This is a genomic window from Variovorax ginsengisoli, from assembly GCF_030811835.1.
GTDB lineage: Bacteria > Pseudomonadota > Gammaproteobacteria > Burkholderiales > Burkholderiaceae_C > Variovorax > Variovorax ginsengisoli_C.
Window position 1 is genome coordinate 25,936 of the sequence record NZ_JAUSRO010000015.1, and the last position, 22,052, is coordinate 47,987.

At 62.5% G+C, this 22,052-nt stretch carries 21 protein-coding genes; 16 read left to right on the forward strand and 5 right to left on the reverse strand.

The features are described from left to right. Nucleotides 1-2: 2 nt before the first annotated feature. Entirely contained in the window at nt 3-932 is a 930-nt protein-coding gene (locus tag J2W36_RS20860; RefSeq protein WP_307691690.1) for an allantoinase PuuE, read from the forward strand. Beyond that, nucleotides 929-1,639 carry a GntR family transcriptional regulator gene (locus J2W36_RS20865; RefSeq protein WP_307691691.1) on the forward strand — a complete coding sequence of 237 codons (711 nt, stop codon included), beginning with the start codon at nt 929-931 and terminating at the stop codon, nt 1,637-1,639. The genes J2W36_RS20860 and J2W36_RS20865 overlap by 4 nt, the downstream gene beginning before the upstream one ends. Nucleotides 1,640-1,694: 55 nt before the next feature. Here J2W36_RS20865 and J2W36_RS20870 read toward each other — a convergent pair whose 3' ends face one another. From J2W36_RS20870 to J2W36_RS20880, 3 genes are read right to left on the reverse strand one after another with little or no spacing between them, the layout of a single operon-like run. Further along, complete coding sequence (locus J2W36_RS20870) at nt 1,695-3,128, reverse strand: amidase (protein WP_307691692.1); 1,434 nt, start codon at nt 3,126-3,128, stop codon at nt 1,695-1,697. Continuing rightward, complete coding sequence (locus J2W36_RS20875; protein ID WP_307691693.1) at nt 3,125-3,373, reverse strand: hypothetical protein; 249 nt, start codon at nt 3,371-3,373, stop codon at nt 3,125-3,127. The genes J2W36_RS20870 and J2W36_RS20875 overlap by 4 nt, the downstream gene beginning before the upstream one ends. Nucleotides 3,374-3,382: 9 nt before the next feature. Next, on the reverse strand, nt 3,383-4,363 hold the full coding sequence (locus J2W36_RS20880; protein ID WP_307691694.1) for a Bug family tripartite tricarboxylate transporter substrate binding protein: 981 nt from the start codon (nt 4,361-4,363) through the stop codon (nt 3,383-3,385). Between the two features lie 98 nt (nt 4,364-4,461). Between J2W36_RS20880 and J2W36_RS20885 the strand changes: the two genes are divergently transcribed. After that, entirely contained in the window at nt 4,462-5,385 is a 924-nt protein-coding gene (locus tag J2W36_RS20885) for a LysR family transcriptional regulator (RefSeq protein WP_307691695.1), read from the forward strand. A 95-nt stretch (nt 5,386-5,480) separates the two neighbouring features. On the opposite strand, the gene J2W36_RS20890 is transcribed toward J2W36_RS20885, so the two are convergent. Then, complete coding sequence (locus J2W36_RS20890; protein ID WP_307691696.1) at nt 5,481-6,245, reverse strand: IclR family transcriptional regulator; 765 nt, start codon at nt 6,243-6,245, stop codon at nt 5,481-5,483. A 202-nt stretch (nt 6,246-6,447) separates the two neighbouring features. On the opposite strand from J2W36_RS20890, the gene J2W36_RS20895 reads away from it, so the two are divergent. Continuing rightward, entirely contained in the window at nt 6,448-6,642 is a 195-nt protein-coding gene (locus J2W36_RS20895; RefSeq protein WP_307691697.1) for a hypothetical protein, read from the forward strand. A 72-nt stretch (nt 6,643-6,714) separates the two neighbouring features. Here the strand turns inward: J2W36_RS20895 and J2W36_RS20900 are convergent, their stop codons facing one another. Continuing rightward, entirely contained in the window at nt 6,715-7,644 is a 930-nt protein-coding gene (locus J2W36_RS20900) for a fumarylacetoacetate hydrolase family protein (protein ID WP_307691698.1), read from the reverse strand. A 499-nt stretch (nt 7,645-8,143) separates the two neighbouring features. Between J2W36_RS20900 and J2W36_RS20905 the strand changes: the two genes are divergently transcribed. The 12 genes from J2W36_RS20905 (at nt 8,144) to J2W36_RS20960 (ending at nt 21,792) form a co-directional block, all read left to right on the forward strand. Beyond that, on the forward strand, nt 8,144-9,586 hold the full coding sequence (locus J2W36_RS20905; RefSeq protein ID WP_307691699.1) for an MmgE/PrpD family protein: 1,443 nt from the start codon (nt 8,144-8,146) through the stop codon (nt 9,584-9,586). A 62-nt stretch (nt 9,587-9,648) separates the two neighbouring features. Beyond that, the gene (locus tag J2W36_RS20910) at nt 9,649-11,187 is read left to right on the forward strand and encodes a carbohydrate porin (protein ID WP_307691700.1); all 1,539 of its coding nucleotides are present in this window, start codon (nt 9,649-9,651) and stop codon (nt 11,185-11,187) included. 159 nt (nt 11,188-11,346) lie between these two features. Further along, the gene (locus tag J2W36_RS20915; protein ID WP_307691701.1) at nt 11,347-12,123 is read left to right on the forward strand and encodes a helix-turn-helix domain-containing protein; all 777 of its coding nucleotides are present in this window, start codon (nt 11,347-11,349) and stop codon (nt 12,121-12,123) included. 40 nt (nt 12,124-12,163) lie between these two features. Next, nucleotides 12,164-13,396 carry an MFS transporter gene (locus J2W36_RS20920; protein WP_307691702.1) on the forward strand — a complete coding sequence of 411 codons (1,233 nt, stop codon included), beginning with the start codon at nt 12,164-12,166 and terminating at the stop codon, nt 13,394-13,396. A gap of 102 nt (nt 13,397-13,498) precedes the next feature. Continuing rightward, on the forward strand, nt 13,499-14,653 hold the full coding sequence (locus J2W36_RS20925) for a thiolase family protein (protein ID WP_307691703.1): 1,155 nt from the start codon (nt 13,499-13,501) through the stop codon (nt 14,651-14,653). Further along, a complete protein-coding gene (locus J2W36_RS20930) occupies nt 14,650-15,078 on the forward strand; it encodes a Zn-ribbon domain-containing OB-fold protein (RefSeq protein WP_307691704.1) in 429 nt (142 codons plus the stop codon). Before J2W36_RS20925 ends, J2W36_RS20930 begins: the two co-directional genes overlap by 4 nt. After that, on the forward strand, nt 15,075-16,478 hold the full coding sequence (locus tag J2W36_RS20935; protein WP_307691705.1) for a 3-oxoacid CoA-transferase: 1,404 nt from the start codon (nt 15,075-15,077) through the stop codon (nt 16,476-16,478). The genes J2W36_RS20930 and J2W36_RS20935 overlap by 4 nt, the downstream gene beginning before the upstream one ends. A gap of 229 nt (nt 16,479-16,707) precedes the next feature. Beyond that, nucleotides 16,708-17,559, forward strand: coding sequence for a fumarylacetoacetate hydrolase family protein (locus tag J2W36_RS20940; RefSeq protein WP_307691706.1), 852 nt, complete (start codon nt 16,708-16,710; stop codon nt 17,557-17,559). 40 nt (nt 17,560-17,599) lie between these two features. Then, nucleotides 17,600-18,247, forward strand: coding sequence for an NADPH-dependent F420 reductase (locus J2W36_RS20945; protein ID WP_307691707.1), 648 nt, complete (start codon nt 17,600-17,602; stop codon nt 18,245-18,247). A gap of 313 nt (nt 18,248-18,560) precedes the next feature. Next, on the forward strand, nt 18,561-19,832 hold the full coding sequence (locus J2W36_RS20950) for an MFS transporter (protein WP_370869365.1): 1,272 nt from the start codon (nt 18,561-18,563) through the stop codon (nt 19,830-19,832). Between the two features lie 134 nt (nt 19,833-19,966). Beyond that, entirely contained in the window at nt 19,967-21,265 is a 1,299-nt protein-coding gene (locus tag J2W36_RS20955; RefSeq protein WP_307691708.1) for an MFS transporter, read from the forward strand. Then, nucleotides 21,262-21,792: a carboxymuconolactone decarboxylase family protein gene (locus J2W36_RS20960; RefSeq protein ID WP_307691709.1), complete on the forward strand. Its 531-nt coding sequence runs from the start codon at nt 21,262-21,264 to the stop codon at nt 21,790-21,792. The genes J2W36_RS20955 and J2W36_RS20960 overlap by 4 nt, the downstream gene beginning before the upstream one ends. The last annotated feature ends 260 nt before the right edge of the window (nt 21,793-22,052 follow it).

A 22,052-nucleotide genomic window follows, 5' to 3' on the forward strand; every position in this document is an offset into this window, starting at 1 on the left:
CCATGACCAACCCGACGCAGCGCTGGACCCCCGCGCGAGATTTCATCGGCTACGCCGATGCACCGCCTCCTGCCCGATGGCCCGACCGCGCCCGGGTGGCCGTGCAGATCGTCATCAACTACGAGGAAGGTTCGGAATACAACAACGCCGACGGCGATGCGCGTACCGAACTCGGCCTTGCGGAGGCGCCGGGTGGCCGCGTTCCTGCGGGGCAGCGCGACATGGCGTTCGAGAGCATGTACGAGTACGGAAGCCGCGTGGGCTTCTGGCGGCTTCTGCAGGTGCTGCGCGAGCGCGGCGTCCCAGCAACCGTCTTCGGCTGCGCGGTGGCGCTCGAACGCAATCCGCGCGTGGCCGAGGCCATTGCAACGGCGGGCTTCGATGTCTGCTGCCACGGCTATCGTTGGGAAGAAGTGTTCCGCATGAGCGCAGAGCAGGAGCGCGAGCGGATGGCGCTCGCCATCGCGTCGATCACCCGCACCATGGGTTCTCGACCCCAGGGGTGGTATTGCCGCTATGGCGCCAGCGAGAACACGCGGCGCCTGCTGGTCGAAGAGGGCGGGTTCCTCTATGACTCCGACGCCTACAACGACGAGTTGCCCTACTGGGTCGAGGTCGATGCCAAGCCCCACCTGGTGGTGCCCTACACGATGGATGCCAACGACGGCAAGTTCGCCTCGCCCAGCGGCTTCGGCACGCCGTTCGACTTCGAGAATTACCTCAAAGCCACGTTCGACCGCTTGTACGAGGAGGGCGAACACACGCCGAGGCTGATGTCTGTCGGCCTGCACCCCCGCATCACGGGCCGGCCGGCAAGGGCGCAGGCCCTGGCGGCTTTCCTCGACCACGTGCGCCAGCACGAACGCGTCTGGTTGTGCCGCCGCATCGACGTCGCTCAGCACTGGCTGCGCGAGCACCCCTTCGGTACATGAGCAATAGTGTCCCCCAGCCCATCCCGTACTTCCTGATGGAGAAGATCCGCCAGGGCATCATCGTCGGTCGCTATCCGCCTGGCAGCGCGCTGCGTGAACAGGCGCTCGAGGCCGAATACGGCACCAGCCGTGGGCCCCTGCGCGAGGCCATGCGGCTTCTGCAGCTTCGCGGACTCGTGCTGCACGAGCCTCGGCGAGGCTTTCGCGTGCGCGAATATTCGGTTGAGCTCACACAGCAGATCTACCGGCTGCGTGGCCTGCTGGAGCGGCATGCCGTGGAGGCACTGGCCGGCAAGCCGCTTGAACCTTTGCTGAGCGAACTGAAGCAGGCCAATGACGCCATGGCCACCCACTTCGCTGCCCGCCAGATCGAGGGCTATTTGGAGGCGAACATCGCCTTTCACGACGCGATCATGAGGACCGCCGACAACGAGCCGCTGCGAAAGTCGATCGAGCCACTCAACGAGATGGCGCAGCCCATCCGCTTCGCACTGCTCGCCAATCGATGGGGCAAGAGCACGGCGATGGATGAACACGCGCAGATCATCGCGCTCTTGTCGAAAGGCAAGATCGAGGAGGCCGCCCGCTCGATCGAGGAGCACGTGGTGCGCAACATCGCTGCAGCGTCCAGCCTGTTCCCTATGCAACCGACATCGACACCTGCACCTGCAGTCGAGCGCCGGCCGCGTCGTACGCCCGAGCGCTGAACGACGTACCCTCCCGTCCAGGGCAGGGTGAAGGAGGAGGCGTTGGAAGGTGTCGTCACAGGGGGGTGGCCTGGATGGGGCGGCGCTGCGTCAGCGGCGTCCAGCCGAGGTCGTTCGACAGCGCATCGGCCATCGCCAGCAGCCGTGCTTCGCCGAGTGGCCGTCCGACCAGCTGCATGCCGATGGGCATGCCGTTGCAGTCCAGCCCGATTGGCATGCTCAGCACCGGCACGCCCAGGTAGTTGAAGGGCCGGGTCAGCGCCGTAAGCGATGCGACGACACCGAAGACGCTGCCTGGCGATTCGACGTCGGCTTCGGTACGCGTCGGCACCCGCACCGGCAGGGTCGGCAGCATCAGCACGTCGGCCCGTCCGAGCGGCCCGTGGACGAAGTCCGCCAGGATGCGCGCCCGCACGGTCAGGGCTTCGAGATAGCGCACGGCCGGAACATGAAGACCGGGCTCGGTCCGCGAATAGACCGCCTGTGAATAGAACTGCGGATGGGCGCGCATCCAGGGGCCGTGCAGCGTCGCGGCCTCGACCTTGGAGAAGACGTCGGCCATTGCATAGCAGGCGTCGAGCGTTTCGAAGGCCACGCGCGGTGCGGCGCCGTAGCGCGCGGACGCCACGCCGACCGCATGCGCGAACGCCGCTTCGACCTCGGGGTGCAGCGCGACGCGGTCGGCCGCGAGCACGCCGATGCGGCTGCCTTCGGCCGCGTCGGGCAGCGCCGCCAGGTAGTCGGGCACAGGCGCGGGCAGGCTGGTTGCGTCGGTGCCATCGTGGCCCGCGATCGCCTGCAGCAGCAGCGCGCAGTCGCGCGCCGTGCGTGCGAGCGGGCCGACGCATTCGAGCGAGAAGGCGCGCGGGAAGCAGCCGCTGCGCGACACGCGCCCGTAGGTCGGCTTGAGCCCGAACAGGCCTTGCATGGACGCCGGCAGCCGGATGGAGCCGCCGGCATCGGAGCCGAGCGAGCCATGCACGATGCCGGCGGCGACGGCGGAGCCCGAGCCGCTCGACGAGCCACCGGAAATGCGATCCGCATCCCAGGCGTTCAGGCAGTCACCGAAGTGCGGGTTCTGGCCGGTCGGGCCGGCCACCATTTCGCTGAGGTTCAATGCGCCGATGTCGACGGCGCCCGCCGCGGCCAGGCGCTCGAGTGTTTTGGCGCGTCGCTGGCCGGGCACGGGGCCGGGCACGCGCGAGCCGAGGGTGATGGTGTCGCCGGGGCGCTCGAAGCAGTCCTTGTGTGCGAGCGGAATGCCGTGCAATGGGTCGCGCCACCGGCCAGCCGCCGCTTCGCGGTCGAGCGCGCGGGCCTCGGCCAACGCCTCGTCGGCGCGCACGCGCACAAAGGCGTTCACGCGTGCCCTTCTGTGGTCAGCGCGCTGCAGCGCGGCACGCGTGAGCTGTTCCGACGTCACCGCGCCGGCGCGCACCGCGGCGGCGGCTTCGGTCAGCGGCACATCGAGGAGTGCATCGGCGCTCATGTCGTCGCTCCGTGGGTCGAATCCGCCAGGTCCAGCAGTGCTTGCAGGTAGGCGCCGGGCGGATCGCTGCAGGGCAGGTGTGGCTCGACGGCGGCACGCACCGCGTCGTTCAGGCGCAGCACCTCGGCCGCGATGCGCGCGCTGTCGGTCCGCGACACGATGCCGTGCAGGCGCTCGGCGGTGCCGGCCAGCGCTGCCGTCATGGCATCGATGTCGCCCGCATCGCTCAAAAGACGTTCGAACACGGCCCGGCCCTATTGCACGGCGATGCCGGCGTGCCTGGCGGTGTCGGTCCAGCGCTGTACGTCGTTCACGAGCAGTCGTTGGAGCACCTCCGGTGTCGACGGGTCGGCGACAGCCCCGGCGGCCTTGAGGAAAGTGGCGAATTCCGGCTGGACCACCGCAACGCCGATCTCCTTGTTCAGGCGATCGCGGATCGCTGTGGGCATGCCCTTGGGGCCGAAGGTGCCCCACCAGACGTCGACCACGTAATCCAGCCCCGTCGCTTCCTTGACGGTGGGCACCTGCGGGTAGTCGGCATTTCGCTTCTCGCTGGTGAAGGCCAGCATCGGCAGCTTCTCGGCGGGCGTGCCGCGGATCGAGGCGACGGTGGTGATCACGACGTCCAGGCGACCCGCGATGAGATCCATCTGGGCCGGCGAGATGCCCTTGTAGCCGACCGGTTCCATCTTCAGCCCAGCCACGTTGCTGAGCAGTTCGGTGGCGAGTTGGGTGCTGTCGCCGAGCCCGGCGCTGCCGTAGTTGATCTTGCCGGGGTTCGCCTTGGCATAGGCGATGAATTCGCCCATCGTCTTGGCCGGGAAGCCGTCGCGCGTGAGCACGACGAAGGGCGCGCTCGCCACGCGAGAGATCGGCATGAAGGCCGTGAGCGGGTCGTAGGGCGTCTTCTGCACGGCCGCCGTGGTGGCGAGCGAGCCGGAGACGAAAAGCAGGGTGTAGCCATCGGCCGGCGCGGTCGCCACCACGTTCGAGCCGACCGTGCTGCCGCCGCCAGCGCGGTTGTCGACAACGACCGACTGGCCCAGCGATGTGGTCAGTTGCATCGCCAGCCGACGCGCGATGACGTCGTTGCTGCCACCCGGCGCGAACGGCACCACCAGGCGGATCGGCTTGCTCGGCCACGGGTCGGCCGCATGGGCCGGCATGCCGCTGAGAGCTGGCAGGGCAGCCGCGGCGGCAAGGGAGAAATAGCGGTGGAACTGTCTGCGGCGCATGGAGAGCCTTTCGGAGCTTCGGTGAAGTTGGAACGCAGCATCCATGCAATATCGATGCCCTTGAAGCAAAAGAAAAACGACGTTTCATCAATGAAGAAGTGAGTTTTTCTTATCATTCGTTGATGAAGATCGACACGCTCCGCAGCTTCCAGGTCGTGCTTGCCACCGGCAGCTTTGCAGGTGCCGCCAAGCAGCTCAATCTCACGCCGAGTGCGGTGAGTCTGCAGATGAAGCAGCTCGAGGAGTACTTCGGACAGCTCCTGTTCGACCGCTCCGCCCGTACCGCGCGGCCGACGCCCTTTGCGCGGGCGTCGGCCGCGTCTCTTGCGCAATCGATGGCGCTGATCGACGGGTTGCGCAACCCGCGCGTGCTGTCGGCCACAGGCATTCTTCGGCTGGGCGTCATCGCCAGTGTCGAGAAGAGCGTGCTACCGCGAACCCTGAGCCTGCTGCAAGCCGAGCACCCGGCACTGGCTGTGCGGATGAGCCTCGACGTCTCGGGTGCGCTGGTGGACTCGGTCAAGGCCGGACGCATCGATGCGGCCGTGGCGGTTCGGCCTCAGTCGGGCGGTTCGACCCGCCTGCATTGGTATGACCTCATGCGCGAGTCGTTCGTGCTGCTGGCTCCACCGGTGACGCTTGGCGGCACGCCCGATGGCACACCGGCGCAACTTCTGGAACGCCATCCATGGATCCGTTACGACACCAAACTCACGGGTGGTCGCATCGCGGCGGCCTACGTCCGGCGCATCTGCCGTGGTCCGAGGCCGGGCTTTGAAGTCACCTCAACCGACGCGATCATGGCCATGGTGGCCGAGGGTCTGGGCGTGTCAGTGGTGCCGCGTCCGCGTGCGGCGATGCTGGCGTCGTACGCCGTGCGCTTGATCGAACTGGGCCCGCACGCGCCGTCGCGCCAGATTGCGCTGGTCGCTCGCAGCAGCGACACCGAAGACCGGCGCGTGCTGGCGGTGGCCGGTGCGCTGCGGCGTGCTGCCGCGTCGGCATCGGCTGCGGCTGCGTGAGATGTGCGTCGGGCGGCCAGGACGCAATGCTCGATGGCCTCCTGTGACTTGAAGCGGATCGCTGGCGTTGCGAGCCACTGAATGAAATGCCCGTGCTAGAGGCCTGCCGTGGGGGGCGCGCTGACAGGTGTCAAAGCCATTTCGATCTGCTGTGCCGCGTTCTGCATGCGCTCGATCAGCATGGGCTTATCGATGAGCGCGAAGTGCGGCCGGGTGGTCACCATGATCATGGCGGAGGGTTCGATCGAGGTGCCCGAGGACACCGGAACGGCTGCGCCGGCAGCCTCCGGGTCGAGCTCCCCGACGGACAGCACATGGCCATCGCGCTGGATCTGCACCATTCGGGCGCGGAAATCCTTGAAGGTCGCACCCAGCCCGGCTTGTGCGATTTCGGCAGCGTGAGTTTCGTAGAGTCGTCTGTGCTTGGCCATCGACAGCGAAGCGATGATCACCTTGGAGCCGCCACCCCTGAACAAGGGCATCGGTCGGCCCCGGCCGAACGCCAGAGGCCCGGATTTTGCGCCGATCTCCTGATGGACGGCCAGAATGCGTGCGCCGTAGATTGTGGCGAGCAGCACGTCGCAGGCGGTTTCCTGCGCCAGTTGGCTCATCACCGGCCGGCAGGCCATCAGCAATCGGTCGCTCTGCCGGATGTAGTAATCCATTTCGATGATGCGGGGCCCCAGGCAATATCCGTTCTCCGCGCGCCTCAGCAAGCCGGAATCGCAGAGTTCCTTGAAATACCGGTATCCCGTAGGCCGTGAAAGTCCGCTGTGGTTCAACAGTTCCTCGGGCGACCAAACCGGTCGCTCGATCGAGAAAAATTCGAGTAAAGACAGCATCTTGTTCAGACTGGACATTGCGATCTTTTGCCGGGTCGTTGTGAATCGAGCATGCTAGCTGACCCTGCGCGAGGCGGCGTGGGGGTGGCAAGGCGTCCGAGGCATGGGCTTGCACTTGCAATGGCTTAGGGTTTTCCCCTAAACTAGGGTCAATCCTTGAGGAGCTACGCGCGAAGTGGCTTGTGTCTCAAGCCTGCAATGGTACGTACAGGAGTTCCACATGAGCACCACCACCTTCACCGCCAGCGGCTCACTTGACGACCGTAAGTCGCAACCTGTTCGCTGTCTCGCTGAGTCCCCTGCCACTGCGCGGGTGCAGGCCACCGTTGCCGCTCCCAAGCGCGCAAGCTGGCTGCATTTCGCCAATCACATGGCGACGTGGGCCACGGCTGGCCGCCTGCCGCTGAGCGAATAACGCCGGCGTTTGGCACTGGAAAAAGGACCGCAGTAGCGGTCCTTTTTTTATGGCTCGGCCAGCCGATGCGGGTTAGCTGGGGGTGTATTTCCCTGAAAGCTGGGGTGACAGGGCCGGCAGTCCCTTGGTTTGGCGCTCCAGACGGGTTTCGGTCGACCAGGTTCGTCGCAGATCATCCTGGACGACGACCGAAAGAGTGCCGACGCGCTCGACCGTAAGCTCCAGGCGGTCGCCATGCTGGACGGCGCCCAGCCCCCGGTGGTTGGTCCCTGTCGCGACGATGTCGCCAGGCTCCAGCGGATGAATGTGGCTGAGCCATTCGATGGATTTTGAAATGCTGTGCGCCATGTCGTCGGTATTGAAATCCTGCCGAAGTGTGCCATTGACGCGCATGGCGATATTCAGGTTCTGGGGGTCATCGATCTCGTCCGCCGTCACGATCCAGGGGCCGAGAGGCGCAAACGTCGCACGAGACTTCATCTGAAAGAAGGTATTCCTGTCGGGCTTCACGCCCCGCGCGGAGCCGTCGATAAAGCCGACATAGCCGAAGACGTAGTCTTGCCAGTCGGCAGCAGCAACCTTGTCTGCACGACGGCCGATGACCAGCGCAATTTCAGCTTCGGCCTCGAATACCGAAGCAGCCATATCCGGTAGCACCATCGTGTCGCCATGGCCGATCACGCCGGAGGACGCCTTGTGAAACGCGTTGATCAGCGGGCGCTCGGCCAACGTGCCGTTTTCCATGTAATTCACGGCCATGCAAACGATATTGCCGGGCTTGGGGATCGGTGGACGAAGCCGAACATTGGCGAGCGGTATGCGCTCGCCTTGTTCTGCGGCCTTCGACAAAGAAGGCTTTTTATCGTCGAAGTTTTCGATGAGCCAAATCATGGCTTGGCTTGCAGCGGCCTCGGTATAGGCGGGAACTTCGTTGGAGATATCGATGATGGCATCGTCGACAACCAGCCCGAGGCGATAAGAATCGAAAAAAGCCAATTTCATGGAAGGGGTCCTTGATAAAAGAATCGATGTAGGTGCGATAACGAGGCGGACCGTTGAACACTCGGAGCCCCCAAAAGCACCATCGATATTTCGACTGGCTCTTTTTGGGGGCCTGGTCCGCCACGACGAAGCCGAGCGCGTCCACGCAGCACTTGCCTTCATCGCTGCACGCTCGCAAGCAGGCGGTCCACGGTGGTTGCTCGACGCACAAGCCATGTGGCGCCATGAAGGCGGCCGCGCCGCGTGCACGCCTCGGCATTCGATTTTGAACAAATCTATCATTATGAGATTTTGATGTCAATCTCGATTAAGGAGAAAACATAAAAACTGAATAAGCTGTTGATTTTGTTGACTTTTGCCGGGGTATTCTGCGGGATTTCTTGGCTTTCTGTCGGTTGGATGTCGTTAGTGTTTGCACCTAGTCTCGTAATATGAGACTTGAGTTCAAATTCATGGATGACGCCGACCCGGGCGTCTCTCAACGAACGCTTCCGACCTCATGACCCGTATCGACACGATTGCGCAATGCATCGCCTGCGCCCCGTCACCCGCCGCAATGGAGGATGGCGGGCCGGCCTTGTCTGTCCATCTGCTCGACACGGTCGGGGCGTGGATCGCGGGCAGGGCATCCGGTGAAGGCGTGCAGCTCGCCCAGTTGAAAGAGCGTGACGCTCGCCTGCCGGCGGTCTTCGACGGGTCCGTGCTCGATGCCATCGCTCTGGCCACGGCGACCGCGCGGCTGACCGAAGTCGACGACATCCACATGGCCTCCTGCACCACGCCGGGGGCGGTCGCGATCCTCAGCGCCCTGGCGCTTGCAGCTGACGCTGCATCAGGTCCCTTGAACGCGAGCGATTCGGGTCGTCTGGCCGCGAGCATCCACGCGGGCTATGAGGTGATGACATGCCTGGGCGAGGCGCTGTCGGGGCCTGAAATCCTGCACAACGGCATCTGGCCGACGCTGCTGCTGGCACCCGTCACCACCGCGGCGGTGGCGTCGAAGCTGCTGGGTCTGGACGTCGAGCGCACCGCCAACGCGCTGGCCATTGCGCTCACGGCATCCAATGGTCGACCCGGCGGCAGTGCCAGCGCAGGTGTGGCGGCCGGCCCAGGGACGTCGGCGCGGTGGTTGCTGCTTGGCATGGCTGCCCGGACTGGGTGCGCAGCCGCCTTGAGCGCAGCACGGGGATTCAGCGGCGATCGAACGTTGCTCGACGGTTCAGCGCCGGCAGCCTTGCACGGCATTGCCTTCGCGCCGCAATTCATGGAAGGTTTCTTCCGCCAGGGCTCCGCGGTGCAACGCACCAGCATCAAGCCGTATTGCATCGCCAAGCACAACGTTGCGGCGGTACAGGCCTTAAAGCAGATGCTCCAGGAGGGCATCGCGCACGCGAGCCTGAGCCGCATCCGGGTGAAGCTGCCGCCCGCCCATGCCCGCATGGTGGGGCATCACGACATCGAGACGAGTCGGCTTTCTCGCATCACGAGTTGCGCCTACAACATCGCGCTGGCTGGCGTGAGCCCGCAGCACCTGCTGGACATCCAGCGGCAGGAGCCGGTGCGCAGCGCAGGCATGTCGCTGCTGGCTCGCAAGGTCGAAGTCGTGGCAGACGAGCAACTGCAAAGCCTCACCCCGCAGGCCTACCCCGCCACCGTCGAACTCTTCATCGGCGAAGAGAAGGTGGCTTGCAAGACCGTCGTCGACGCGTGGGGCGATCCAACGCTGCCCTTCGACATGGTGGCCGCCCAGTCGAAGTTCAGGCGGCTCACAGAAGGCGTGATCGATGACCAGGTCGCCGCGCAGGTCGAGACCCTGTGCAGCGGCTTGTTCGACAGCGCCACTGCCCCGCAGGCGCTATGGGGCGTCCTGACAGGCATCGACAAGGCGCACAGGCAAAGACCCGTTTCCCACATTCCCAGTGACGCGCCGACGCGGCTGTGACCTGCGGCGAGCCGGCATCAGGGATCCCGTCCCAGTGAAGCTAACTATAAGGAAAGAGAGACATGAAACAATTTACGGACCTCACGTGTCATGCCAGAACGGTTCTCGTGGCGTTGGGATTCTCATCCCTCACTGCGGCGATGGCTGCCGGCACGGACCTGGAGACAGTCACTGCACAGGCTGACGCGACAGGCACCGCGCAGGATGCAGGCGCTCCCACCACGGCCCATCAGCCACGTGATCCCGCGAGCGGATCGGGATCCGTCAAAGGCGTTTTCCTGCCGGATCAGAATGAAACCAAGTTGAACCCGCCCAGTGCTGCGAACATCGGCGCGCGGCCTCCGCCCGGTGCCCCGCCTGCCAGAACGGGGCCGCTGAGCGGGATTGGCGATGCGCTTGAAGCGCATGGGGTCGAGCTCGGCCTGTATCTTGCAAATGGGCATTTCGCCAACCCCTCGGTCGGTGTCTCGACGGGTAAGTCCGTCGACTACTTTGAACTGGGCTTTTCGGCCAATGCCGATCTGCAAAAGCTCATAGGCATCTACAACACAAAACTCCATTTCACGGAGCTGTGGCAGCCACCCTCCAACAATACTGCAAATTTCTCGTCGCAAGTTGGTGCCGGCCTCGCGCCATTTCCGCCGACGCAAACGAATTCAAATCTCGTTAAGTTGACGCTGTCTCACGAATTTTTCGACGAGAAGCTTCATGTTGAATACGGCCGCATGAATCTGACGGATGATTTCATGGTGGCAAACATGTGTACGGGATGCTTTGCTGCGACACCGCTTATCACGCTGGGCGTGCCGCCGCGGGATAAGTCACTGTGGGGCGCGCGAATGTCGTATGCGCTGTCGGATCGTACCCGTTTGGGGTTCGCCGTCGTCGAAGATAATTACGATCTTCAAACCACGTCCACGGGTTGGAATTGGAATGGCTCGGACACCCGAAAGGGCTGGATCGGTGTCGGAAATCTGATGTACAAGTCGGATTTCTCCAACAGCCAACTCCCATTGAATGCCGAGGTCGGCGTATATCACAATACGAAGCCGTACGTCGATGACGGCAGTTTTCCTACGCCTGTTCCCGGGCCTGATGGCGCTCTGATTCCCGTGAAGACACATGACGGTGGCACATGGGGCCTTTATGGGCAGGCCAGAAAGGTGGTCTGGAAAGAAGCAGATGCTCAAGGCCCTTTCCCTCCCAATGTTGCACTCTATGGGGGAGCCTACGTCACGCCAGGCGCTGGCCAGGCTTTTCCCATCGAAGCGTTTGCAGGTGTCGAATATGGTGGCTTTCTCAAAAACAATCCGATCGCATCGGTCGGATCAACTTGGCGCTATTTGCAATTGAGCAAAGGACGGGCCGCGTTCGAACAGCAATATGGCTACGGCAGCAATCAAGTTCACCGAGACACGTTCGCATTCGATGTGCACGGTCAGTATGGGCTTGCACCGGGAGTTTTGATCAACGCTTCACTCCAGTATTTTCTGAATCCGAACAGGATGGGGTCTTCTCTTTCGACAGGGAATACCCGTAGTGGCTGGTTGTTCGGCGTATTTCTCGTCGTCGATCTTGGCCGTATCACGGGTCTGAAGTAGCAGGATCGCGCCGTGGCCGACAACCGTGCCAGTGAGAGAGCAATTTATTCTTCGTTACCTCATAATCTTTCGCCACCGCCTCGCCGACGCGACAAACGATGGTGCAGGCATGTCCGGACGCTTGCGCATTCACTGGTGGCTGAATCAGCTGGAGGAGACATGAAAACACCATTGCGAACACTTGACCGTGGACTTGACGTTCTAGGCTATCTCAACAAAGTACGGATCGCCTCGGCGCAAAATATCGCCAAAGCGCTCAAATTGCCCTTGCCGACGGTGTACCGGATCATCGAGACGCTTGCCGACGGCGGTTTTGTCGAGCGAGTGAATCCCGACGAAAATGTCTATCGACTGACCATCGCGGTACGTCGTTTGAGCGGCGGAACGACTTGCGAATCCATCTTCGTCTCGGTCGCTACGCCGGTGCTCTTTGGACGCCGGCAGCAATTGAAGTGGCCAAGTGCAGTCTCTACTTTCGAGGACGACGGTATCGTCGTGCGCGAAAGCACGGACCGCTTCAGTCCGCAGTCGATTGGGCTGGGGGCCGTCGGCAGGCGGATTCCGATGTTGTCTACGCCATTGGGATGGGCCTATCTGGCCTTCTCTCACGACGAGCAACGACGAGAGATCCTGGCGCATCTGCGCAAGTCCCAGGCGCCTGAAGATCGCGTGGCGCGGGACTCGCACCACATCATTCACATGATTCGATCGGTTCAGGCGCATGGCTATTGCGCGTCGGATGAGGTCCCGTACAAACGTTGCAGCAGCGTCGCGTTGGCGGTGCTTTGCCGGGGCAGGGTGTTCGGCTGCATCAGCACGGTGTGGCCGTCCTCGTTGATCGCCGAAGACGCTGCCATTTCGCGCTTCCTGCCCGTGCTGCGCGAGGCCAAAGCGGAAATAGAACACAACCTCGAAACCGCAGGCATCGACTGGTAGTGCGCGGCGTTGCGTATTCCGAGTCCGGCCGGTCGCTGAAGTGACGGCACCCTTCTCGCCGTTACGAGGCGCTTTCCGATCCGTCTGGTTGCTGCGCGGCTGCTCGACGCTCGGCAGCCAGTTGCTCGCTTTCGCATTGGGGCTGCATCTCTACCAGGTCAGTGGCTCGGCGCTCGATCTCGGCCTCCTGGGCCTCGTCCAGTTCGTTCCCAGCCTGGCCTTTGCGCTGCCCGCCGGCCAACTGGTGGATCGATTTGCGCCCGGTCGCATTGCAATGCTCGCCCAATTGCTCAACGCGTTGGCTGCGGGGGCGCTGCTCCTGCCTGTGCCAGCTGGCGTCAGCATCGTCCTCGTTCTCTATGCGGCGGCGCTGGCAACCGGGGCGACGCGCGCTTTCGAGCACCCGATTCATACCGCACTGCTACCCAGTGTCGTTGCCGAAGGGGACGTGTCCCGGGCGGTTGCCTGGGTCACGTCCGTCGCAAAGATCGGCACGATGGTCGGGCCGATCATCGGCGGCGCGCTCTACGCAATGGCGCCTGAGGTCGCGTATGGCGGGGCGCTGGGCTTGTTCATCGTCGCCGCGCTGTTGGCGGCGACGTTGCCGGGTCGTTCAGAAAAGCTTGCGCAACTCTCCGGGTTGCGTGCTGCCTTCGCCGGCCTTCATGTGATCTGGCGCGACCGTGTGCTCGGGGGAGCCATGCTCCTCGACATGCTGGCGGTGCTGCTCGGCGGCGCGACAGCCCTGTTGCCCATCTACGCGCTCGACGTGTTGCGGGTCGGGCCGGTCGAGCTGGGGTTCCTGCGCGCTGCGCCCGGGATTGGAGCGGTCGCAGTCGGCGTGTGGCTCACCTATCGCCCTGTGGCACGGCGCGTTGGGACCGTGCTGCTGAGCGCGACAGCCGTGTTCGGTGCTCTGACCGTCGCCTTCGGCTTGTCACGGAGCCTTCCGCTCAGCTTGGTGTTGCTCGCCGCCATCGGGGGCGCGGACATGGTGAGCATCCACATCCGCAGCGCGTTGGTGCAGTTGCGCACGCCCGCCGAATTGCGGGGGCGGGTCGGGGCGGTCAACGGCATATTCATCAGCAGTTCAAACCAGATCGGCGCGTTCGAATCGGGCCTGACCGCCTATTGGTTCGGTACGGTGCCCGCCATCGTGCTCGGCGGCGCGGCCACCGTGGCGGCGGTCGGTGTCATTGCGATGCTGGTCGCGCCGCTGCGCCGAACAGACGACATTCATACGGTCACGTCCATCGCCCGACAGCGGCGCTAGGTGGGGGTGCGGTTCACACGGCGGACACTTGCGCGACATGCCGGGCAGCCACGGCGCGACGTCGATAACCTAGTGATATCGCAATGTGTCGTGGAGTAGCGTGTGAGTTTGAATGGTAAGGCAGTCATCATAGGTGCCTATGAGCACCCCGGCAGAGACCTGCCGGATCGATCAGCGGCCCAGATTCACGCAGAAGTGGCGAGGGGTGCGCTCGCCGATGCGGGGCTCGGGTTGCAGGACATCGACGGCTATTTCTGCAATGGCCAACTCGGGTTCGGTGCTATCTCCCTGGCGGAATACATAGGCCTCAAGCGCCTGCGTTACACCGATTCGACCTTTACCGGGGGCTCGTCCTATCTGTGTCATGTCGGCCACGCAGCGCTGGCGGTAGCGAGTGGCAAGTGCCGGATCGCGTTGGTGACGCAAGGCGCGCGCGTTCGAGGCATCGTACGTGGCGCGAAACTGCCACCGGATACACCCGAGTACCCCTTCGAAGCGCCTTACGGTGAAACGAACATCGGAATATATGCACTGGCTGCGCAGCGGCACATGTACGAGTATGGAACGACCGCGCGGCAAATGGCCGAGGTGAAAGCGGCCGCTTCCTTCCACGCTCAATACAACCCGAACGCCTTGCTGCGAAAGCCCGTCACAGTCGACGACGTGCTTGCGTCACCCTTCGTCGCCGATCCGTTGCGTCGCATGGATTGCTGCGTCGTCACCGATGGCGGCGGTGCGGTCATCGTCACCACGCCGGAGATTGCAGCAAGCCTGACGCGCCGCTCGGTCAAGGTCCTCGGTCATGGCGAAGCGATCAAACACACCATGGGTGGCCGTGTGGATGTCACCTACACCGCGGCCGTGTGGTCAGGTCCGGCTGCGTTCAAGGAGGCGGGCGTCACACCGGCGGACATCGACTATGCGTCCATCTACGACTCCTTCACCATCACGGTGCTGATGACGCTCGAGGACCTCGGGTTCTGCAGGAAAGGCGAGGGCGGCGCGTTTGCCGCCGACGGCGCATTGCGAGTTGGTGGCCGGCTCCCGGTCAACACCGATGGCGGTGGCCTGTGCAACAACCACCCCGGCTATCAGGGCGGCATGGTCAAGATCATCGAAGCCGTTCGACAACTGCGCGGCGAGGCCCATCCCGAGGTGCAGGTCAAAAATTGCGAGCTGGCATTGGCGCATGGCACCGGCGGCGGTGTCTCGCGCCTGTGCAGCGCAACCCTAATTCTTGGTCGAGGTGATGCATGAGCGGCGTTGAACTTCCGGTGCCTGCACCGGCCATAACCCCAGACACCAAGCCGTTCTGGGATGCAACCAAGGCAGGCAAACTGATGCTGCCGCGTTGCCTCAAATGCGGCTTTGTCATTTGGTATCCACGGCAGTTCTGTCCGGAGTGCGGTCACGACGCCGTCGAATGGTTCGAGGCCAGCGGGCGCGGTTCGATCTACAGCTTCACCAGTGTCCGGCGCGGCGAAGGCGCTTACCGCGAGACGCCGCTTTATGTGCTCGCATTTGTCGAGCTCGAAGAAGGCCCGCGCGTGCTGACGAACATCATCGACTGCGATCCTGCGCAACTTCAAATGGGCCAGCCCGTCAGCGCAGTGTTCTGCGATGCGGGGGATGAAGCAGCGTTGCTGCGCTTCCGGCCACTCACTACTGACAAGCAGCCATGACAAAAATATTCGCATCGCCCGAAGCCGCCGTTGCCGACATTCCGAACGGCGCGACCATCGCCATCGCCGGCTTCGGCGTTGGACACAGCTATCCGAACAGCCTGGTGATTGCGCTCAAAGATCAGGGCGCACATGACCTGTGTCTGGTCGCCAATTCGCTGGGTGCCGGCGAGTACCGGCCGGAACTGCTGCTCGAGAATGGGCAAGTCAGCAAGGTCATCCTGTCTTTCTCGGCGCGGCCTGGATTCCCGTCCCTCGTGGAGCAACGTGCTGCAGCCGGTGAAGTGCAGCTCGAAATGGTGCCGCAGGGGATCCTTGTTGAACGCCTGCGTGCCGCTGGCGCTGGACTGCCTGCGTTCTACAGCCCCGTGACTGTCGGCACGCCATTGGCGCAGGGCAAAGAACTGCGCGAGTTCGGCGGCAAAGACTATGTGCTTGAAAAGGCGCTCCCTGTCGACTATGCGCTGATTCGAGGATTTCGTGCGGACGCCAATGGCAACGTCGAGTTTCGCGGCAGCAGCATGCATTTCCATCCGAGCTTCGCCAAGGGGGCGCGCATCGCCATTGTCGAGGTCGAGGAGATTGTCGAGGCGGGTGCCATTCCACCGGAGCGGGTGGGATTGCCTGGCATCTTTGTAGCCCGCGTCGTGCTCGCCACCAAGAAGATGGCCGTGCCAAAGGGGGCCATGAGGCGTCGAGCCCCGGACAGCCGGCGCGATTACTTTGGCAAGCCAGCACTGTCACGCATGGAATTCGCTCAACGCGCTGCAGCGCTGTTGCCCGAGCATGGCTACGTCAACCTGGGTTCGGGTTTGCCGACATTGGTCGCTTCGCACATTTCCGGTCGCAGCATCACGCTGCATGCGGAGAATGGGGCGTTGGGCTATGAGCTGCTCAGAGACGACGGCATCCCTGACCCCGACTTCTTCGATGCTGCTGGCGGCTTCATTGAAATGCGGGACGGTGGCGCATTGTTCGACAGTGTGGTGTCGTTCGAAGTGGCTCGCTCGGGCAAGCTGTCCGCCGTGTTGTTGGGCGCGTACCAGGTGGCACAGAACGGCGATCTCGCCAATTGGAGTGTGCCGGGCCAGGTGGGCGGCGGCATCGGCGGAGCGATGGATCTGATCGCCGGCGCCCGCAAGCTGATCGTCGTCATGGAGCACAGCGACAGCAAGGGTCGCTCGAAGCTTGTTCGCGAGTGCAACTACCCACTCACGGCGCCCCGGTGCGTCGACGTGATCGTCACCGACCTCGCGTTGCTCGTGCGCCGAGGTGATCGATTTGTGCTCGAAGAAGTTGCGCCGGGTTTCTCCGTCGATGAGATCCAGAAGTTGACCGACATGGAACTCCTGATCGCGGACAACGTGCGCGTCATGCAGCCCGACCCAAAACCTCTGTGACGTCACGATCACCACGGCCGGGAACGGACCGCGACGGGGGCGTTTGGGCTGCCCGTGTGCGTCTCGGACAGTCCCTGATACACAGACCGGACAGAACGGATGGCGTGCTTGTTTGAAGATCTCGCGGCGCGCTATTCTTGATTCAGGTGATTGAGTCAACGCGATGTTTGAGATGTATGCGTTGTGCGAAGAGCCCCTCATTTAAAAAATACGAAAGAGAGACAAAGCCATGAAGCTACTGAGTTTTGAAGTTCAAGGTTCGCAAAGGTTTGGTGCTTGGGTAGAAGGCGGGGTCGTCGATCTGACGTACCGTCTCGGCGACAAATTCCCTGACCTGCTGAGCGTGTTGCAAGCCGGTGCGCTTCAGGAAATTGCTGTGGCTGTAGAAGGCGCGAAGGCTGACTTCAGCGCTGAGCAGATCACGTTCCTGCCGGTGATCCCCAAGCCGCCGAAAATCATCTGCATCGGCATCAACTACGAAGAACATCGTTCGGAAACCGAACGTGAGCCCACGCTCAAGCCCCCGGTCTTCGGTCGCTTCAGCAACTCACAGGTGGGGCACTTGGGCGTCATTGCGTTGCCGCCCGAGTCCGAGAAGCTCGACTACGAAGGTGAGATCGCAGTCATCATCGGTAAGGCCGGACGACGCATTCCTGCAGATCAAGTCTGGAAGCATGTGGCTGGCTATGCGCCCTACAACGATGCATCGGTCCGCGACTGGCAAGGCCACACGCAGCAGTGGACGCCCGGCAAGAACTTCTGGCACACCGGCGGGTTCGGGCCATGGATGAGCACGGCCGATGAATTTGGCGACGATCCGGAGCTTCATCTCAGCACACGATTGAACGGTGTAGAGGTCCAGCGTGCGACCAGCCGGCAAATGATCTTTTCGATTGCTGAACTCATCACGTATTGCTCTACGTTCACGGCGCTTGAGCCAGGCGATGTGATCGTGACGGGAACACCTGGAGGTGTGGGTGTGCGCCGCAAGCCTCAGTTGTTCATGAAGCATGGCGATGTCGTCGAAGTGGAAATTTCGGAGATTGGCGTTCTGCGCAACGTCGTCGAAAGAGAAGCGTAACTGCTGTACACGCCCATTCAATCGCAAAGGATCAAATATCATGATTATCGGAATTCTAGGTGCTGGGAAAATGGCGCAAATGCTCGTGCCAAAGCTGGTTTCGGGCGGGCATCGCGTTGTCCTTAGCAATTCCAGGGGGGCTGCGTCGTTGCAAGCGCTTGTGGAAAAGATGGGACCCGGTGTGAGCGCAGCGGATTCGAAACAGATGCTGGCCGACGCCGACTTGGTGATCCTCGCAACGCCGTGGGAAAAAACTGCTGCCGCCGTGTCTGCCGCAGGTTCGTGGGCAGGGAAGGTTGTCATCGATACCACCAACAATCGCCGCGGCCCACGTCCGGAAGATCTGATCGACATTGGTGGTCGTGGGTCCAGTGAGGTCGTCGCAGAGCTGATTCCCGGGGCCCATGTCGTGAAAACGTTCAACTACGAGCCGATTCCGGTTTTTGCCGGAGGCCTGCCACCTGAGGGAGACAGCGGTGCGATCTTCTTTTCGGGAGATGATGATCGAGCCAAGGTGAAAGCGGCGCAATTGATCCGCGACATTGGGGGGGAGCCGATCGATGCGGGCTCGCTGGCGGAGGGCGGTAAGTTGCATGGCATGGGCGGGCCGCTGTCACTCAAGTTGAAATTGCTGTCCCCCAAGGAAGCAAAAGCGCTGCTCGATACGGCTCGTCATCCCGACAAGTAGCAAGCGAACACAAGGAGATCGGCCGCAACGCTGTGCGCGACCTCCTCGTCGGGCATCGTGGACAACCAAGTCGATCGATCGGCGTAATCTCCGTGCAGCCATGTTCCGGCTTATCTATCGAAATGGCAACCGTCTATTCCGCGCACGCCAGGCCACGGTCTGTCCTGTGCGGCCCGCACGTTGCGTAGAGATTTCACTCAGTAATACGTCCAGCCACCGCCGAGTGATTGGATGAGCCTCCGTTTTGACTGGCAGGTCCTTGATGAAAATAAGTATGCAATCTCGTTGGAGCGTCCTGGGTGCTCTGTGCTTCATGATGTGTGTCGGTTTGGCCCTGCCCATTTACGGGGGCAGCGTTCTCGGCACTTATATGACCTCTGAACTGCACTGGGAGCGTGGTGCGCTGGGACTTCTCATCGCGGCCAACATGACCGCCGATGGTCTGGCTGCACCTTGTGTTGCAGCGCTGGTGACGAGAATCGGCGCCCGCAGGTGTTTGGTCATCGGCTGCATCTTGATGGGCGCTGCATCGATTGCGCTGGCCACCTGGGTGACTGCGCCATGGCAGGCTGCGCTGGCATTTGGGGTGATGGGGTTGGCTGCCGCGTTTATCAGCGTGATCCCATGTCAGACGGCAGCTGCCGCCTGGTTCGGCCACAGGCGCCCCTTTGTCTTGTCCGTGCTCTTTGCCGCTGTGGGGCTCGGCGGGTTTGTGTTCGTGTGGGTCGTGACTGGGGCGATCCAGGGCTCTTCCATTGGCTACCGAATGGGATGCTGGGTGTTCTTCGGCTTCTCGGTGATGGGGCTCTTGGTCGCCTTGTTCTTGGTGCGCGACAAACCGGCTGCCGAGAAACTTCAAGTTTGGGAAAACGCCGACAAAGAACGTTTCTCAAGGCATCGCTCAAGCCTGAAGTTTCCGCCCCCCGGTGAGTCGAACGGGGCCAATCTGCGAGTGCGGGACGCTCTTTGCTCACCCGCGTTATGGGCGATTTATTTTTGCATGTTTGCCACGACCTGCGGCTCATCGTTTGTGATTGCGCATGCGCAGGCTCACTTGCGTGATCTGGGCCATTCGCCCGTGGCTGCTGCGGCGACCATAGGGATCATCTCCGCAGCATTGGTGGCAGGCAATCTGGGGATAGGCTCCATTGCGCAACGAGTGGGCCCTCGGCTATCTTATTTCGGCGCATTGACCTTGTTCGCGCTCGGCCTTCTCACGTTGGCTTATGCAACCGGATCAGTGGGCTTGTATGGCTATGCGGTCATCTACGGCGTGGGATTTGGTGCCGTTCAAGTGGGCCCGATGGTGCTATTGAGCAGCTACTGGGACCTCAAGGTGTTTCCGATGCTCACGGCCTTCGGACTGCTGATGCAAACGGCTGGTGCCGCGGTCAGCCCTGTTTCGGCTGGCATCTATTTCGACCGTACGGGCCATTACGAACCAGTCCTGCTCGTCATTGTCGCCATGGTCTTTGTCTCGATGGTCTTGCTGCGCGTCATCGGCCCGCCGAAATCCAAGAGTGTTGAAGCGCGTCCTGCTGGAGAGGACGCCGGTGTGCACACCGGCGCGCACCCCACGCACTGAGCCGGCCGGCTCTGGAAAGATGGCCGGCCGGATGCGATGTGCTGGTCGAGCATGCCGCCGCTTCAACTTGACTGAATGGTCACGCACGAGCTTCAAAAAAAGAATGCAATGGACGAGACAACCGCGTCATGGCCGTGAAAAAGCCCTCCACCGAAGACAAACGCGTGTTGGCGGCGACCATCGTTGGCACCTCTATCGAGTGGTACGACTATCTTATCTACGCCCAGTCGGCGGCCCTGATATTCGGTCCACTCTTCTTCACCCCGGCGACACGCTCGGACCCCGATGTGGGCCAGATCTTCTCGCTGGCCACGATTGGCATAGCGTTTCTCTTCAGGCCGCTGGGTGCGGTGATCTGCGGTTACCTGGGCGACCGTTTTGGCCGACGCGCCATGCTGGTCATCACGCTCACGCTGATTGGTAGCGCGACCGGTTTGATCGGCCTGCTCCCCACCTATGCGAGCATCGGCATCTGGGCGCCGATCTTGCTGATCCTGCTGCGGATCCTGCAGGGTTTCTCCGCCGGGGGCGAGTGGGGCGGTGCGGCCTTGTTGGCGGTCGAGCATGCACCACCTTCCAGAAGGACGTCGTTCGGCGCCTTCCCGCAGGCGGGCGTGCCGATCGGCCTGCTGATCGCCACGGGAGCGATGCTGGCAGTGTCGGCCTCGTTCGATTCCGTGCAGATGCTGGCGTACGGCTGGCGGATACCTTTTCTCTTCTCGATCGTTCTGACCGTCACTGGGTGGGTGATTCGGCAACGCGTGGAGGAATCGCCTGTCTTCAAGGCGCTTCAAAGCCGGCGACTCGAATCGAAGGCACCTTTGCGTGAGGTGTTCAAGTCGCATTTCCGGCTGATCTGGCAGTCTGCGCTGATCTGCGTGGGCAACAGCGCAGCGGGCTATCTGTTCCTGGCCTTCACCATCAGCTATGGCCAATCCGTGTTGAACCTGCCGGTTGGCCAGTTGTTGAGCTGCTCCATTGCCGCGTGCTTGCTGTGGCTCGTTTCGACTTTCGCCTCGGGCTGGATCGGAGATCGCATAGGTGCAGCCCGAACGCTGCAAATTGGCTACCTGCTGTTGGCGCTGTGGGCAGTGCCCATGTGGCTTTTGATCGATACCGCAACGATCTCCAGCTTTCTGTGCGCGTTGTTGGTTCTCGCCATTCCGCTGGGGCTGTCCTATGGGCCGCAGGCGGCTGTGCTGGCGAATCTATTTCCGGCCGAGGTGCGGTATTCAGGCATTTCAACGGGCTACGCGCTGGGGTCGATCCTGGGGGGCGCCTTCGCCCCGACCATCGCTCAGGCCATCATGAGCCGGTACCACCATTCGTTCGGCATCGGTATCTACATCGCGGTTTTCGCCCTGATCTCTTTGGCGGCGGTGACCGTTTCCCAAACCACATCGAAAGCACATTTGGAGGATACCGTCCGATGATCACCGCTCACAGCAGTCGCGCAGGGCTTGTGACCCCGGGAACGCGGCCCGCACTTGCAGATATCGAAGCCTGCATCCTTGCAGAACGAGGTCGTGTTTCGTTGCTCTACCAGGTGTTGCTCAACAGCGCGCCCATTGCCCGCGGCTGGGAACGCATGCTGACCGCTGTGCGCAACCAGACAGGTGTGCCACCCGCACTTCGCGAACTCATCATCTTGCGAGTCGCCGTGCTGAACGGCGCGCCGTTTGAGTTCGAGGCGCATGCGCCGATTGCCTTGCGTGAAGGCGTGAGCGAACAGAAGATCGTGGCGGTGTCAGAGATTGCCATCGCGGAGATCTTCAACCCCGAAGAACGCCTGGTACTCGCATTGACAGATGCGATGACGCGCGACATCGTCGTGCCGGATGGCCTGATGGTCGAACTCAAGCAGCGCTACGACGACGAGCGACTGGTGGAGTTCGTGGCCACCGTGGCGGCCTACAACATGGTTTCGCGCTTTTTGGTGGCGCTTCATATCGGACACTAGCCTTCACGCGCCAACAAGATCATGACGCGTGCGTAACCCGCAATCCTCGAGCAAGGAACGTCGGCTGCGACCGAGCAGGCGCACCAGGTCATCCTGGCAGCCGTGGCTCTGATACACCCTGCGGACATCGGCCGGAAAGCGCCATCATCCGTTGGGCTCGCGCGCTAGACTGAGATTCGTCTCGATCGAGACGATTCTGGAATCGAGATGATCTGGAAATTTGCCGGTGGTCGCTTTGACGGCATAGTGCAGTCACGATT